This window comes from Streptomyces sp. WG7 (genome assembly GCF_049975785.1).
Taxonomy (GTDB): domain Bacteria; phylum Actinomycetota; class Actinomycetes; order Streptomycetales; family Streptomycetaceae; genus Streptomyces.
On the sequence record NZ_JBNGGE010000020.1, the window covers coordinates 38,159 to 52,815 of the forward strand.

Consider the following 14,657-nt stretch of genomic DNA (forward strand, 5'->3'; position numbering starts at 1 on the left):
TGTCGACCAGGTGTCGAGTCGCCACGGAAAAGGACGGACGGAGTGTCAGTGGCGCGTGCCAGACTCGCGTGCATGGAGAGGATCACGGGGGCGCCGGAGCCGATCGGCAGCAGGGAAGCGCTGCGCGAGCGGGTCCGTGCGGGCGCCAGGATCACGTACCTGTGCTTCTGGGGGCACCGGCCGCTTCCGGACGGCCGGATCGGGCCGAGCTGTCTGAGCCAGTGGTGGCCGTCGCCGTTCACCGTGTCCGGGGTGGGGTACGCGACGGCGGAGCACTGGATGATGGCGGCCAAGGCCCGGCTCTTCGAGGACGCGGAGGCCGAGCGGCGGGTGCTGGCGGCTGATCATCCCGCCGTGGCCAAGAAGGCGGGGCGGCTGGTGCGCGGCTTCGACGAGGCGGTGTGGGAGCGGGAGCGGTTCCGGATCGTCGTCGAGGGCAGCGTCCACAAGTTCGCCTCGGACCCGGCGCTGCGCGCGTTCCTGCTGAACACGGGCGAGAGGGTGCTGGTGGAGGCGAGTCCCGTGGACCGGGTGTGGGGCATCGGCCTGGCCGCCGACGACGAGGCGGCGACGGACCCGGAGCGGTGGCGGGGGCCGAATCTGCTGGGGTTCGCGCTGATGGCGGCACGGGGGCTGCTGCGGGAGAGCGACCCGAGGGCGTCCCCGGGGCCGCCCCCTTCGTCCGGCGCTCCGGCCCGCTGACCCTCGTCGGCTCAGCGGCTCGCTGACCTCCAACGGCTCACGGGCCCGCTGACCCTTGCCAGCTCGGCGGGCGCTCATGGGGCCTCGACGTTCACAGGGCGCTCGGAGCCTTCCGAAGGTCGGGCAGCGCTCGAAGCCCTCGAAGGGCGGAGGGCGCACGGAGCCCGCGAAGGTCAGCCGACGCTGACGACGCTCGCGGAGTCCGGCGAACCGGCCGACGGCAGCGGCAGCGGCAGCGGCAGCGGCAGCGGCGTCACAGTTGCCACAGCGCGGCCGAATCGTGCGCCGGCGCAGCTGTCGCCGCCGGGCGGCCGGCGCCGTAGTAGGGGTCGTCGTACTCCGACTCGTCGTTGATCGCGGCGGTGATCCCGACGGCGATCAGAGCGATCACGACGATCCCGAGGACGATCCCGACGATGCCCATGACGAAACCGGCCTGCGCCTGACCGTGGTTGTTGGCCTCGCCGCGCTCGGCCCTCCGGCGTCCCTTGACCCCGAAGACCACGGCGAGGACACCGAGCACCAGGGAGACCACGCCGTACAGGCAGAACAGGGTGCAGGCGAGGATGCCCAGCACCATCGCCGCGGTGCCCATGCCGTTCTGCGGAGGCATCGGAGCACCGGGCCAGCCGTACCCCTGGGGGTAACCGGGATAGCCGTACCCGCCCGGGGCGCCCGGGACACCCGGACCGCCGGGCGCGATCGGCGGAGGCGGCACCCTGTCCGCGGGAGCGGCGAACCCGGCGGCAGGCATCGCCATGCCGCCGGTCGGCATCCCCGTGACCGTCGCCTGGTCGTGCACGGACGGCGGTTGCGGCTGCCCGAACGGCCCGGCTCCGGCGGGTGGCCGGACCGGCTCCTGCGGCTGCCCCGGGACGGCGTGGCCCTTGGCCGGCGACGGCCTGTCCTCGGGGGCCGCCCATGGATTGTGAGCACCGGCGGAACCCTCACCCGGCTGCGCTGCGTCCGACATGCTGTTGTCCCCCTGGGTCGATCGTGCCCGTCATGCTACGGTCCCGGGCCGTCCGGCGTGAGACCGGCCTACGATGATCCCCGACCCACCGATCAGCCGATCACCCGCGTCCCGCCGGCCCGCGCCGGCCCGGGGCGCCCGTTCCGGGGAGGAACCCATGACCGAGCACCTCGTCGACCCCGACGTCCCGCGCGATCTGCACGCCTTCATCGCCGGTCTGCCCAAGGCCGAACTGCACGTCCACCACGTCGGCTCCGCCTCCCCGCGCATCGTCTCGGAACTGGCCGCGCGCCACCCCGACTCCAAGGTCCCCACCGACCCCGAGGCCCTGGTCGACTACTTCCAGTTCACGGACTTCGCGCACTTCATCGACGTGTACCTGTCCGTCGTCGACCTGATCCGCACCCCGGAGGACGTACGGCTGCTGACGTACGAGGTGGCCCGGGACATGGCCCGGCAGCAGGTGCGCTACGCCGAGCTGACCATCACCCCGTTCTCCTCCACCCGGCGCGGCATCGACGAAGGCGCCTTCATGGACGCGATCGAGGACGCCCGCAAGGCGGCCGAGGCCGAGTTCGGGACCGTACTGCGCTGGTGCTTCGACATCCCCGGCGAAGCCGGCCTGGAGTCCGCCGAGGAGACGACGCGGCTCGCCACCGACGACCGGCTGCGCCCCGAGGGCCTGGTCTCCTTCGGGCTCGGCGGCCCCGAGATCGGGGTGCCGCGGCCCCAGTTCAAGCCGTACTTCGACCGGGCGATCGCCGCCGGACTGCACTCGGTGCCGCACGCCGGCGAGACCACCGGCCCGCAGACGGTGTGGGACGCCCTCACCGACCTGCGCGCCGAACGCGTCGGGCACGGCACCAGCTCCGCCCAGGACCCGAAGCTGCTGGCGCACCTCGCCGAGCGGCGCATCCCGCTGGAGGTGTGCCCGACCTCGAACATCGCCACCCGCGCGGTGCGCACCCTGGACGAGCACCCCATCAAGGAGTTCACGCGCGCCGGCGTCCTGGTGACCGTCAACTCCGACGACCCGCCGATGTTCGGCACCGACCTCAACAACGAGTACGCGGTCGCCGCCCGGCTCCTCGACCTCGACGAGCGGGGACTCGCCGACCTGGCGAAGAACGCGGTCGAGGCGTCCTTCCTCGACGTGCCCGGCAAGGCGAGGATCAGGGACGAGATCGACACGTACACCGCCGCCTGGCTCTCCTCCTGAGACGGGACGCCATCATGGACGCCTCACGCGACGTGACCGCCGTGGCCCACCGCGGCGACCCGTACCGGTACCGCGAGAACACGATCGAGTCGCTGCGCTCCGCCCTCGGCCGCGGCGCGGACGCGGTCGAGACCGACGTACGCCTCACCCGCGACGGTGTGCCCGTGCTGCTGCACGACGAGACGCTGAAACGCCTGTGGCAGCACGACCGGCCGCTGCGCTCCCTGTCGGCGGAGGAGGTGCGCGGGCTGACGGACGGCCGGGTGCCGACGCTCGCGGAGGCGCTGGCCGCGACCGACGGCAGCCGGCTGATGCTCGACCTGCCGGGCGGGCCGGGCGAGCGGGCGGTCCGGCGCATCGTGGACGTGGTCCGCGAGTGCGGGGCCCAGGACCGCGTGTACTACACGGCCGGCGCCGCGGCCATGCTCGCCGTGCGCGCCGCCGATCCCGCCGCCGAGATCGCGATGACCTGGACGACGGGGGCACCGCCCCGGCCCGCGCTGCTGGCGGCGGTGCGGCCGAAGTGGCTCAACTACCGGTTCGGGCTGGTGAACCAGGCCTTGGCCGAGCGGGTCCACGGCCACGGCTGCCTGCTGTCGGTGTGGACCCCGGACACCCGGCGCTCCATGCGCCGGCTGATCGCGCTGGGCGTCGACTCGATCACCACCAACCGCATCGACACACTGTGCGCGCTGCGCGACGGCAGCGGAGCCGCCCGGCCCCGTAAGGGATGACCCGAACAACTGCCGTTTCTCGTAGGGGAGTTCCCCGAGTCCGGCTACGGGTCGGGCACCCTGCTCACCGACGATCCGCCAGGGGGCGCGGCGCACAAGGATGATCAACGATCCTTCCGCCGCAACCGCCCTCACCCCTGGAGCAGTCGATGCGTGCCCGCACCCACTCCGTCCTCGCCGCCTCCGTGGTCCTCGCCCTGGCCGCCGGCCCGTTGGCGGCCCCGGCGTTCGCCGCGCCGCCCGCCACGGCATCCAGATCCGCCGTCCAGGACGGGCCGAACGAGGCAGCGCTACGCGCCGCCCTCGCCGGGCTCCCGAACCAGCACGCCACCGCCGCCCTCGTGCGGGTCGGCACCCGCGACGGCGACTGGCAGGGCAGCGCGGGCGTGCGCGACCTGGCCGGTGACCGGCCGGCCCGCCCCGACGCCCGCTTCCGGGCCGGTTCGATCACCAAGGTCGTCACCGCCGCCACCGTCCTGCGGCTCGCGGCGCAGGACGAGATCGACCTGGACGCGCCGGTGCAGGGCTACCTTCCCGACCTGTTCACACCCGAGTTCGAGCAGCCGATCAGCGTACGCCAACTGCTGAACCACACCAGCGGCATCAAGCCGGGCGACGGTCTCGGCGACGACTTCGCGGAGGCGTACGCACACCGCTTTGAAGCCCTCACCCCGCGGCGGGTCGCGGCGTCGGCGATCGCCAAGGGACCGGAGGACTTCACCCCGGGGACGCGGCAGCAGTACCTGAACATCAACTACACGATCCTCGGCCTGCTGATCGAGAAGGTCACGGGACACTCGTACGCCTCCGCGGCCACGCGCCTGGTCCTGCGCCCGGCCGGCATGCACCACACGTACTTCCCGGGCACGGACCCCCGGATCCGGGGCCCGCACAACCGGGGCTACCAGGCGGTGGCCCAGCCGGACGGCACGACGAAGCTCCTCGACGTGACCGAGTGGAACCAGGCGGACCGCTGGGCGGCCGGCGACATGATCTCCACCACCGCCGACCTGGAGAAGCTGCTCACCAAGCTGTTCCGGGGGAAGATCGTGCCGCAGCCGGAGCTGGAGGAGATGTTCACGCCCCCGGCGGGCGTTCCGGGCGCGCAGCGCAGCGCGGGGCTGGAGTACCAGGAGGTCGACGGCGAGGTCTTCTGGGGCAAGTCGGGGTCCCGCTACGGATACAGCGCGGCCATCGGCGGCACCCGCGACCTGAGCCGCACCCTCGTCTACTCGGTCAACGCCACGGACGCCAAGAGCGCGGAACGGAACCCGGTCCTCGACACGATCACCTCGGCCGCGCTGAAGTAGCCCCCGTCAGCCGCCGCGCCACCGCGTGCGCCCCGACCGTCGCCGCGCCCGCGAAGCCGAGCCCCACGGCGAGGTCGCGCGGGCGCGTGGCGCGCAGGACACCGGCGCGGCGCAGCCGGTGGCGGGCCCAGAGCGTGAACGGCACGACGACGAGGGGCGAGGTCGCGGACCCGGGCGTGTAGCCGCGCACCAGTGCCGCCTGGGCCAGGTGGACCAGGCCGTGCAGACCGAAGGCGTTCAGCGCCGCCTGGTACGCGGCCGACCGGCCGCCGGTGAGCCGGCCCGCGGCGGACGCGGCGGCCACGACCGCGGCCATCGCCCCGACCGCCAGTGCGAACTCCCGCCCGTCGACCGACCCGGCCCGCCGCCACACGGCCTCCGGCACGGTGGGGAACCGCTCGCGCAGGGCGGGCAGCTCACGCCGCCACCAGCCCGGCACGGTCGCCAGTTCCTCGGCGTCGTGCAGCGCCCAGGCGGCCAGCAGCCCGATCGTGACCGCCGCGCCGACCTCTTCATCACCCGGTGAATTCATCACACCGGTCAGTCTGCTACGCACCGACGATCCCGTTCCACCGCTTCGCGAACTCCGACCGCTCCCCCGCCCCGATGTCCCGCGCGATCGCCAGCCGCTCGCGCATCGCCGAGTCCGGGAAGATCAGCGGGGCCTCGGCCAGGGCGGCGGTCTCCTCGTCGTCGGAGGAGGCGAGCACGTCCTGGGCGGCGGGGACGGGGCAGACGTAGTTGACCCACGCGGCCAGCTCGGCGGCGACCTCCGGCTGGTAGTAGTAGTCGATCAGCCGCTCGGCGTTGGCCTTGTGGCGGGCCAGGTTGGGGATCATCAGGGACTCCGACCACAGCTCGGCACCCTCCTCGGGTACGACGAACTCGATGTCCGGGTCGTCCGCCTGGAGCTGGATCACGTCACCGGAGTAGGCCTGGCAGGCCAGCACGTCGCCGCCGGCGAGGTCCTTGATGTAGTCGTTGCCGGTGAAGCGGCGGATCTGGCCCTTGCCCACCTGCTCCTCCACCCGGTCGCACATCGTGTGGAAGTCGTCCGCCGTCCAGTCGGTGATGTCGACGCCGTCGCCCTGCATCAGCAGCGCGAACGCCTCGTCCATGCCGGAGAGCAGGGTCACCCGGCCCTTGAGGTCGTCCGCCCACAGGTCGGACACGTGCCGGATCTCCCGGCCGAGCCTGCGGCGGTTGTACGCGATGCCGGTGATGCCGGACTGCCAGGGCACGGTGAACCTCCGGCCCGGGTCGAAGGCGGGCGAACGCAGCAGCGGGTCCAGGTACTCGGTGACGTTCGGCCGGCGGGAGCGGTCCATCTCCTGGACCCAGCCGAGCCGGACGAACCGCCCGCACATCCAGTCGCTGATGACGATCAGGTCGCGGTCGGTGGGCTGGTGGTTCATCAGGGACGGGCTGATCTTGCCGAAGAACTCGTCGTTGTCGTTGATCTCCTCGATGTACTCGACGGAGATGCCCGTCTCGTTCTCGAACGCCTCCAGCGTGGGCCGCCGGCCCGGACGCTCGTCGTCGGTGTCGATGTACAGCGGCCAGTTCGCCCAGGTCAGCCGCCTCTCGGTGGCGGACCGGTCGGTGGCTGCGCGGTCGTCCGGTGCGACGTAGGCGGCCGGTACGCCGCAGCCGGCCAGTGCGCCGAGCGCGGCGGAGCCGCCCAGGCCGCGCAGCAGGGTACGGCGGGAGAGCGAGGGCGTCTTCGGGGGCAGGGGCATGGCACGAAGGATCCCGCGCCCGCGTTCGCCCGGACAACCGACGCCGCGTCGAGCGGGTCCGTCCAGGCCCGACACCCTGTCGACCGGCACGGGTTCCCGGTCCACGCGGTGCGGCCCCGGACAGGGGTTCCCGGTCCACACGGTGCGGCCCCGGACAGGGGTTCCCGTCCGGGGCCGCGCACGAGCCGGGGCGTCAGCCGTCCAGCGACGTCATCACGTGCTTGATCCGGGTGTAGTCCTCGAAGCCGTAACCCGACAGGTCCTTGCCGTAGCCGGACTTCTTGAAGCCGCCGTGCGGCATCTCGGCGACCAGCGGGATGTGGGTGTTGATCCACACGCAGCCGAAGTCCAGCCGCTTGGACATCCGCATGGCGCGGCCGTGGTCCTTGGTCCACACCGAGGAGGCCAGCGCGTAATCGACGCCGTTGGCCCACTCGACCGCCTGGTCCTCGTCGCGGAAGGACTGGACGGTGATGACGGGGCCGAAGACCTCGTTCTGGATGATCTCGTCGTCCTGCTTGAGGCCGGAGACGACGGTCGGGGCGTAGAAGTAGCCCTTGTCGCCGACCTGGTGGCCGCCCGCCTCGACCTTGGCGTGGGCGGGGAGCCGCTCGATGAACCCGGTGACCTGCTTGAGCTGGTTCGGGTTGTTGAGCGGGCCGTACATGACGTCCTCGTCGTCCGGCTGACCGGTCTTGATCTCGGACGCGGCCTTCGCGAGCGCGCTCACGAACTCGTCGTGGACCGACTCGTGGACCAGCACGCGGGTGGCCGCGGTGCAGTCCTGGCCGGCGTTGAAGTAACCCGCCTCCGAGATGCCCGCGACGGCCTTGGGGATGTCGGTGTCCTCGAAGACGACGACCGGGGCCTTGCCGCCCAGCTCCAGGTGGACCCGCTTGAGGTCCTTCGACGCCGACTCGGCGACCGACATGCCGGCCCGCACCGAGCCGGTGATGGAGGCCATCGCCGGGGTCTCGTGCTCGACCATCAGGCGGCCGGTGTCACGGTCGCCGCAGACGACGTTGAAGACGCCCTTGGGCACGATCGAGCCGATGATGTCGGCCATCAGGGCCGTGGACGCGGGGGTGGTGTCCGAGGGCTTCAGGACGACCGTGTTGCCCGCGGCGAGCGCCGGGGCGAACTTCCACACGGCCATCATCATCGGGTAGTTCCACGGCGCGACCTGCGCGCAGACCCCGATCGGCTCGCGGCGGATCATGGAGGTCAGGCCCTCCATGTACTCACCGGCGGCCCGCCCCTCCAGCATCCGCGCCGCGCCCGCGAAGAAGCGGATCTGGTCGACCATCGGCGGGATCTCCTCGGAGCGGGTCAGCCCGATGGGCTTGCCCGTGTTCTCCACCTCGGCCGCGATGAGCTCCTCGGCGCGCTCCTCGAACGCGTCCGCGATCTTCAGCAGGGCCTTCTGCCGCTCGGCCGGGGTGCTGTCGCGCCAGGCCGGGAAGGCCGCGGCGGCGGCGGCCATGGCGGCGTCCACGTCCGCCTGCCCGGACAGGGGGGCCGTCGCATAGGCCTCGCCCGTGGCGGGGTTGACCACCTCCGTGGTCCGTCCGTCGGCGGCGTCCCGGAACTCACCGTCGATGTAGTTGCGCAGACGACGCAGCTCGGTGCTCACTGCCGGCCCTCCAAGTTCGGTGTCTACTTCGGGTCTCTCGGGTTCGGACCTCGCTGACGTCGCTCGTGTCCAAACACTGAGACACCCACCCTAGACGCAGACCCCACGTTTTCAACACCCCCGGTCGCCGCTGGGTTGCGAAATCCGCAGCAGTTTGCGACCCAGACAACGAATTTCATCGATCCGACCTTGCGAAACTGTCGATACGTCGTGCACAGTGAAGCCGTGGCCAGTCGAAGCGCAGACCAGAAGGACTCCCGCGAGTCCAGGAACGGCGGTCCCCAGTTGGACGCCGTCTCACTCGCCATCATCGAGCAGCTCCAGGAGGACGGCCGCCGGCCGTACGCCGCCATCGGCAAGGCCGTGGGCCTGTCGGAGGCGGCCGTGCGCCAGCGCGTCCAGAAACTGCTCGACCAGGGCGTGATGCAGATCGTCGCCGTCACGGACCCGCTCACCGTGGGCTTCCGCCGGCAGGCGATGGTCGGCGTCCGTGTCGAGGGCGACGTGGAGTCCGTCGCCGACGCGGTGACGGCCATGTCCGAGTGCGAGTACGTGGTGATGACCGCGGGCTCCTTCGACCTGATGGTGGAGGTCGTCTGCGAGGACGACGACCACCTTCTGGACGTCATCAACAAACGCATCCGGGCCGTCCCCGGAGTGCGCTCCACCGAGAGCTTCGTCTACCTCAAGCTCAAGAAGCAGACCTATATGTGGGGAACCCGATAATCGTGAGCACCGACAGCCCCAAGGACCTCAGCAGGACCGCCTACGACCACCTGTGGATGCACTTCACCCGCATGTCGTCGTACGAGAACGCCCCCGTCCCCACCATCGTCCGCGGTGAGGGCACCCACATCTACGACGACAAGGGCAAGCGCTACCTCGACGGTCTCGCCGGCCTGTTCGTGGTCCAGGCCGGACACGGCCGCACGGAGCTGGCGGAGGCCGCGGCCAAGCAGGCGCAGGAGCTCGCCTTCTTCCCGGTGTGGTCCTACGCCCACCCCAAGGCCGTCGAGCTGGCCGAGCGCCTGGCGAACGAGGCCCCCGGGGACCTCAACAAGGTCTTCTTCACCACCGGTGGCGGAGAGGCGGTCGAGACCGCCTGGAAGCTCGCCAAGCAGTACTTCAAGCTGACCGGCAAGCCGACCAAGTACAAGGTCATATCGCGCGCGGTCGCCTACCACGGCACCCCGCAGGGCGCCCTGTCCATCACCGGCCTGCCCGCCCTGAAGGCGCCGTTCGAGCCGCTCGTGCCGGGCGCGCACAAGGTGCCGAACACCAACATCTACCGCGCCCCGCTCTTCGGCGACGACCCGGAGGCCTTCGGCCGCTGGGCCGCCGACCAGATCGAGCAGCAGATCCTGTTCGAGGGCCCGGACACGGTCGCGGCCGTCTTCCTGGAGCCCGTGCAGAACGCCGGCGGCTGCTTCCCGCCCCCGCCCGGCTACTTCCAGCGGGTGCGCGAGATCTGCGACCAGTACGACGTGCTGCTCGTGTCGGACGAGGTCATCTGCGCCTTCGGCCGCCTGGGCACGACGTTCGCCTGCGACAAGTTCGGCTACGTCCCGGACATGATCACCTGCGCCAAGGGCATGACCTCGGGCTACTCCCCGATCGGCGCGTGCGTCATCTCCGACCGCCTGGCCGAGCCGTTCTACAAGGGCGACAACACCTTCCTGCACGGCTACACCTTCGGCGGTCACCCGGTCTCCGCCGCGGTCGGCCTCGCCAACCTCGACCTGTTCGAGCGCGAGGGCCTCAACCAGCACGTACTCGACAACGAGGGCGCGTTCCGCGCGACCCTGGAGAAGCTGCACGACCTGCCGATCGTCGGCGACGTCCGCGGCAACGGCTTCTTCTACGGCATCGAGCTGGTCAAGGACAAGGCCACCAAGGAGTCCTTCAACGACGAGGAGACCGAGCGCGTCCTGTACGGCTTCCTCTCCAAGAAGCTCTTCGAGAACGGCCTGTACTGCCGTGCCGACGACCGCGGCGACCCGGTCATCCAGCTCGCCCCGCCGCTGATCTCCAACCAGGAGACCTTCGACGAGATCGAGCAGATCCTGCGCGCCACGCTGACGGAGGCGTGGACGAAGCTCTGATCCAGGCCCGCTCCGATCATCCTTCTGGCTGATCATCACCGGCCCCGGTACCGCCCGTTCGAGTGAGACACGGCGGCCCGGGGCCGCGTGCTGTCCGGCCTCCCCGCGGGGACTGCCTAGCGTGCCCTTGGACTCCTCCCCCTCGCTGGACGACAGGGATCTCCGGCTCACACCGCCCCGTCGCCCGGCGAACGGCCGAGTCCCAGGCGATCAGCACCAGCCGGGTCGAGGCCAGCCCGGGTCGGCACAACCGCCAGGGAGGTGGTAGCACGTGCTCGGTTCTCGCGACGCGCTGTCCACAGCGGACTCTCCGCGCGACCAGGCCCGTGCTCTCCGGTCCTCACCTTCGTTCCCCCGTACGAGGCAATCAGCACGGTACTTCTGATCAGAACCGAGGTGTACGCCCATGGAGGCCCCGCCGGACCACGACGTGCTCTGCGCCCGCGCCCTGCACTTCCAGCACCACGACGGCTCCCCCGCGCTGCAAGGCGTGTCGCTCGGTGTCCGCGAGGGCGAGATCGTCGCCGTGAGCGGCCCGCGCGGCAGCGGCAAGACCACGCTGCTGCGGTGTCTGGCCGGGCTGGCCCGGCCGCAGGACGGCGAGGTGTGGTTCGACGGCGTGCCGGTGCACACCATGGGCCCGCTCCGCCGCGAGCGACTGCGCCGCGACCGCTTCTGCTGGATCGACCCTGCCCCCGTGCTCGTCCCGGAACTCAACGCCTGGGAGAACGCCGCCCTCCCCCTCATGCTGTGCGGCACCGGCCGGCGCCGGGCCAAGACCGCCGCCCTGGAATGGCTGGAACGCCTCGACGTCGGCGACAAGGCCCGCCTGCGCCCGGCCGAACTCCAGCAGGCCGAGCGGCAGCACGTCTGCATCGCCCGCGCGCTCGCCGCCGCCCCCGCGGTCCTCTTCGCCGACGAGCCGACGGCCCCCCTGCACCGGGCCGACCGCGCCCGCGTCCTGCGGACCCTCACCACCGCGGCCCGCTCGCACGGCATCACCGTCCTCCTCGCCACGCACGACGCGCGGACCGCCGCCCTCGCGGACCGCACGGTGGCGCTGCTGGACGGACGGCGGGTGCGGACCCTGCACCTCCCCCCGGTCGCCGAGACCGCGGTGGCCACCGAGGCCACCGGGGCCTCCGGAACGGAAGGCCGGGCGGCGTGCTCGCTCTCCGCCTGACCCGCGCCGCCCACCTCGCCGTCCAACTGCGCCGCCTGCTGGTCGCGGTGGCCTCGGCGGGCACGGGCTTCCTGCTGCTGTGCGCCCTCGGCCACGCGATGACCCACCCGGACGCACCCGGCGCCTCCGCCCTCCGCCTGGCCTGGTGCGCGGCGCCCCTCGCCGCCACGGTGTACCTCGCCGTCGCCGTGGCCCGCACCGATCCCGGTGCCCGGCCCCGCCCGGGGCTGTCGGCGATCGGTCTGGGTCCCGGCCGGCTGATGGCCGTCTCGGTGACGACCACGGCCCTGTCCGGCACGCTCGGCTCGGTGGTGGCCCTGCTCGTCTTCCTCCATCTGCGCGGCGACCTGGCCGGCCTGCCCTTCGGCGGCGTCACGGCCGACTCCCTCGCCGTCGGCCACCGCCTCCCCGGCCCGGCGGCACTGACCCTGCTGACCCTGGCACCGGCCGCGGCGTCGGCGGCGGTCGCGGTGACGCTGCGCCCCCGCGATCCCCGTTCCGCCCCGCCCGCCGGCTCACGCGGCTACGGCCGCTTCGGCGCGTACGGCTGGGGCACGGCCCGCGAGACCTTCGGGGCGTACGGCCGCTTCGGTGCCCGCTGGGCCGCGGCCCCGGCGGCAGGCGGACCCGCTCGGCCCGTCCGGCCCGCGGACAGTCGTCCCGCTGGGGCCGCACCCGTCCCGCCGGGAGGCGGCCTCCTGCCGACGCGGGCCGGTGCCACCCTCCCCCCAGCCACGACAGACACACCCCGGCCGGCGCCGGACGCCGCACCCGTCCCCACGACCGACACCGCCCCCGGCCCCACGACCGACACCGGCCCCGGCTCCACGACCGACGCCTCCCCCGACACCGCACCCACCGCCGCGACCGACACCGCGCCCGGCCCCGCGACCGCGACCGGCCTCCAGAACACCACCGCCCTCCCCTGGGGCATCGCCGTGCTCACCCTCGGCCTCGCCGTCGAGACCTACGCCGGCGGCACAGCCACCACCCCCGACACCGCCCCCTCCGCCGGCGTCCTCATCGGCTGGGCCGTCACCGCGCTGGGCCTCGCCCTGGCCGGCCCCGGCCTCACCCACCTGTGCGGCCGCCTGCTGCAGGCGGCCCGGCCCGGCGCCCTGCGCCTCCTGGCCGGCCGTGTCCTCATGGACGAGTCGAACCGCATCGGCCGCCCCCTCGGCGTCGTCTGCGCCGTGGCCTCCGCCGTCTACGTCGCCGCCACGCTGTACGACACCGGCGGGCCGGTCCTCGGCCCGCTGAGCGTCTTCGGCGCCCTCCTCGTGGCCGGCTGCACGGTGGCCACCCTCCTCACCGCGGCCGTCGAGGCCAAACACGCCCGCGCCGAGACCACGGACGCCCTGCTGCGGCTGGGCGCGCCCCCGGCGACGCTGCGCGCCGCCGCCGCCGTACGCGCCGCCGCCCTGTTCGCCCTTTTCGGCCCGCTGACCCTGATCGTCGCGGAGCTGGCGTCGCTGCCGCTGGCCCGCTGACCCCCGTACCGGCCCTGTACCGGCGCTGTACCGGCCCCCGCACGCACCCCGGTACGGACTCCCGTACGGACCCCGGAGAAAGTTCCAGGAAATCCGCGAACCGGCGATGAGTTCCGGGTGCCCTTGGCGTCTAACCCTTCGAACGGCATGACCACAGCAGTACACCGACGGGAGAGGCCCCCATGTACCAGCAGATGATCTTCGTGAACCTGGCCACCAACGACCTCGACGCCTCGAGGAAGTTCTTCACCGAGCTCGGTTACGAGATCAACGCCCAGTTCAGCGACGACACCACCGCTTCGATCCCGCTCAGCGAGACCATCGTCGTGATGGTGCACACTCCGCAGAAGTACCGCGAGTTCACGAAGAAGGAGATCGTGGACTCGACGAAGTCCAGCGAGGTGCTGATCGCACTGAGCGCCGAGAGCCGCGAGAAGGTCGACGAGCTGGTGGAGAAGGCGGTCGCGGCCGGCGGCTCGGTCTCCGGCGAGACCCAGGACCTCGGTTTCATGTACGGCCGCGCCTTCGACGACCTGGACGGCCACACCTTCGAGGTCGTGTGGATGGACCCGGCGGCGGTCCAGGGCTGATCCACCCGCGGGCCTGCCTGCGGGTGGGCCACCGGTGGCGGACCGGGAAGGCTTCCAGGGCACCGAAACGTCTCGGCGGTTAATGAGACGGCAAAGCCAACACCCTTGACGGGCCTATGCGTTGACACTGCTTATGAACCACTTATAAACCAGTGAGGCTCGTGGGTGTGCCGACGCCGCGTCATCACGCGTCAGCACCCACTTCACCCCCCGCATCAGCGCTCCCGTAAGGACAAACGTGGCAGTCCTGTCCCTCATCAGTCGCACGGCCTCACGCCGTAGCGTTCGCGCCCTCGGCGTCGCCTCCGCCTCGGTGGCCCTGGCGGTCGGCGCCGCCGGCAACGCCCTCGCCTGCGACATCAGCGAGTTCTCCGCCGCCGCCAAGTGCGAGGGCGACAAGGGTGTCATCACCGTCACCGACGTGGACCCCGCCGGCATCCCGGCCACCGTCACCGTCTACCTGCAGAACAAGGGCTCAGACGCCGAGAAGATCGGTGAGCAGGTGGTCAGGGGTTCGCGCGAAGGCAGCACCATCACGTTCGCCGCGGACTGGAAGCCGAACGCCGAGTACCGCATCCACGTCAGGGCCGAACAGTACGTCGACGAGGACATCAAGCCGAACCTCGTGACCCCGTCGACCCCCTGCAAGACGGAGGACACACCGTCCCCGACCCCGTCGGAGAGCTCCTCCACCCCGGCCGAGGAGACGGAGACGCCGGCCCCGGCACCGTCCACGTCGGCCCCGGAACCGGCGAAGAGCGAGAGCACCGCACCGGCGGCCGTGCCGAGCAACGCCCCGTCCCCGGCGGCCGGGGAGTCCAACCTCGCCGAGACCGGCGCCAACTCCAACACCGGCGTGATCGTCGGCATCGCGGCGGCCCTGGTCGCCGTCGGTGGCGGCGCGGTCTTCTTCGGCCTGCGCCGCCGTGGGGCGAACAGCAACCGCTGACGCCCCGCGCACCGGTACGCGACGGTGGCCGTC

14 protein-coding genes are annotated in these 14,657 nt (G+C 72.1%); 10 read left to right on the forward strand and 4 right to left on the reverse strand.

The window, feature by feature from the left end; translation table 11 throughout:
• Positions 1–72: 72 nt before the first annotated feature.
• Entirely contained in the window at positions 73–702 is a 630-nt protein-coding gene (locus tag ACP4J0_RS20645; RefSeq protein WP_426600150.1) for an NADAR family protein, read from the forward strand.
• A gap of 253 nt (positions 703–955) precedes the next feature.
• Here ACP4J0_RS20645 and ACP4J0_RS20650 read toward each other — a convergent pair whose 3' ends face one another.
• Positions 956–1,675, reverse strand: coding sequence for a DUF4190 domain-containing protein (locus ACP4J0_RS20650; RefSeq protein WP_426600151.1), 720 nt, complete (start codon positions 1,673–1,675; stop codon positions 956–958).
• A 157-nt stretch (positions 1,676–1,832) separates the two neighbouring features.
• Here ACP4J0_RS20650 and ACP4J0_RS20655 point away from each other — a divergent pair, with 157 nt between their 5' ends.
• The 3 genes from ACP4J0_RS20655 to ACP4J0_RS20665 all read left to right on the forward strand — a co-directional run bounded on the left by ACP4J0_RS20655 (position 1,833) and on the right by ACP4J0_RS20665 (position 4,938).
• Entirely contained in the window at positions 1,833–2,894 is a 1,062-nt protein-coding gene (locus tag ACP4J0_RS20655) for an adenosine deaminase (protein WP_426600152.1), read from the forward strand.
• Positions 2,895–2,908: 14 nt separating this feature from the next.
• The gene (locus tag ACP4J0_RS20660) at positions 2,909–3,628 is read left to right on the forward strand and encodes a glycerophosphodiester phosphodiesterase (protein ID WP_426600153.1); all 720 of its coding nucleotides are present in this window, start codon (positions 2,909–2,911) and stop codon (positions 3,626–3,628) included.
• 149 nt (positions 3,629–3,777) lie between these two features.
• Positions 3,778–4,938, forward strand: a complete 1,161-nt coding sequence (locus ACP4J0_RS20665) for a serine hydrolase domain-containing protein (RefSeq protein ID WP_426600154.1) — start codon at positions 3,778–3,780, stop codon at positions 4,936–4,938.
• On the opposite strand, the gene ACP4J0_RS20670 is transcribed toward ACP4J0_RS20665, so the two are convergent.
• The 3 genes from ACP4J0_RS20670 to ACP4J0_RS20680 form a co-directional block, all read right to left on the reverse strand.
• Entirely contained in the window at positions 4,916–5,470 is a 555-nt protein-coding gene (locus ACP4J0_RS20670) for an HXXEE domain-containing protein (RefSeq protein ID WP_426600215.1), read from the reverse strand. The genes ACP4J0_RS20665 and ACP4J0_RS20670 overlap by 23 nt on opposite strands.
• 16 nt (positions 5,471–5,486) lie before the next feature.
• The gene (locus ACP4J0_RS20675) at positions 5,487–6,677 is read right to left on the reverse strand and encodes an ABC transporter substrate-binding protein (RefSeq protein WP_426600155.1); all 1,191 of its coding nucleotides are present in this window, start codon (positions 6,675–6,677) and stop codon (positions 5,487–5,489) included.
• Positions 6,678–6,870: 193 nt separating this feature from the next.
• Positions 6,871–8,310 (reverse strand): gamma-aminobutyraldehyde dehydrogenase, encoded by a 1,440-nt coding sequence (locus ACP4J0_RS20680; RefSeq protein ID WP_426600156.1) that lies wholly within the window; start codon positions 8,308–8,310, stop codon positions 6,871–6,873.
• Between the two features lie 210 nt (positions 8,311–8,520).
• Between ACP4J0_RS20680 and ACP4J0_RS20685 the strand changes: the two genes are divergently transcribed.
• From ACP4J0_RS20685 to ACP4J0_RS20710, 6 genes are all read left to right on the forward strand, one after another.
• Positions 8,521–9,036, forward strand: coding sequence for an Lrp/AsnC family transcriptional regulator (locus tag ACP4J0_RS20685; protein WP_351398245.1), 516 nt, complete (start codon positions 8,521–8,523; stop codon positions 9,034–9,036).
• A gap of 2 nt (positions 9,037–9,038) precedes the next feature.
• Positions 9,039–10,412 carry an aspartate aminotransferase family protein gene (locus ACP4J0_RS20690; protein WP_426600157.1) on the forward strand — a complete coding sequence of 458 codons (1,374 nt, stop codon included), beginning with the start codon at positions 9,039–9,041 and terminating at the stop codon, positions 10,410–10,412.
• Positions 10,413–10,818: 406 nt separating this feature from the next.
• Entirely contained in the window at positions 10,819–11,595 is a 777-nt protein-coding gene (locus tag ACP4J0_RS20695; protein WP_426600158.1) for an ABC transporter ATP-binding protein, read from the forward strand.
• Positions 11,577–13,085, forward strand: coding sequence for a hypothetical protein (locus ACP4J0_RS20700; protein WP_426600159.1), 1,509 nt, complete (start codon positions 11,577–11,579; stop codon positions 13,083–13,085). Before ACP4J0_RS20695 ends, ACP4J0_RS20700 begins: the two co-directional genes overlap by 19 nt.
• A gap of 182 nt (positions 13,086–13,267) precedes the next feature.
• On the forward strand, positions 13,268–13,675 hold the full coding sequence (locus ACP4J0_RS20705; protein WP_426522026.1) for a VOC family protein: 408 nt from the start codon (positions 13,268–13,270) through the stop codon (positions 13,673–13,675).
• 238 nt (positions 13,676–13,913) lie between these two features.
• Positions 13,914–14,624 (forward strand): LAETG motif-containing sortase-dependent surface protein, encoded by a 711-nt coding sequence (locus ACP4J0_RS20710; RefSeq protein WP_426600160.1) that lies wholly within the window; start codon positions 13,914–13,916, stop codon positions 14,622–14,624.
• The last annotated feature ends 33 nt before the right edge of the window (positions 14,625–14,657 follow it).

Bases quoted from the DNA above. Each gene is read 5' to 3' on its own strand.
- ACP4J0_RS20645 (WP_426600150.1), top strand. From the start codon at position 73: ATGGAGAGGATCACGGGGGCGCCGGAGCCGATCGGCAGCAGGGAAGCG.
- ACP4J0_RS20650 (WP_426600151.1), bottom strand. From the start codon at position 1,675: ATGTCGGACGCAGCGCAGCCGGGTGAGGGTTCCGCCGGTGCTCACAAT.
- ACP4J0_RS20655 (WP_426600152.1), top strand. From the start codon at position 1,833: ATGACCGAGCACCTCGTCGACCCCGACGTCCCGCGCGATCTGCACGCC.
- ACP4J0_RS20660 (WP_426600153.1), top strand. From the start codon at position 2,909: ATGGACGCCTCACGCGACGTGACCGCCGTGGCCCACCGCGGCGACCCG.
- ACP4J0_RS20665 (WP_426600154.1), top strand. From the start codon at position 3,778: ATGCGTGCCCGCACCCACTCCGTCCTCGCCGCCTCCGTGGTCCTCGCC.
- ACP4J0_RS20670 (WP_426600215.1), bottom strand. From the start codon at position 5,470: ATGAATTCACCGGGTGATGAAGAGGTCGGCGCGGCGGTCACGATCGGG.
- ACP4J0_RS20675 (WP_426600155.1), bottom strand. From the start codon at position 6,677: ATGCCCCTGCCCCCGAAGACGCCCTCGCTCTCCCGCCGTACCCTGCTG.
- ACP4J0_RS20695 (WP_426600158.1), top strand. From the start codon at position 10,819: ATGGAGGCCCCGCCGGACCACGACGTGCTCTGCGCCCGCGCCCTGCAC.
- ACP4J0_RS20705 (WP_426522026.1), top strand. From the start codon at position 13,268: ATGTACCAGCAGATGATCTTCGTGAACCTGGCCACCAACGACCTCGAC.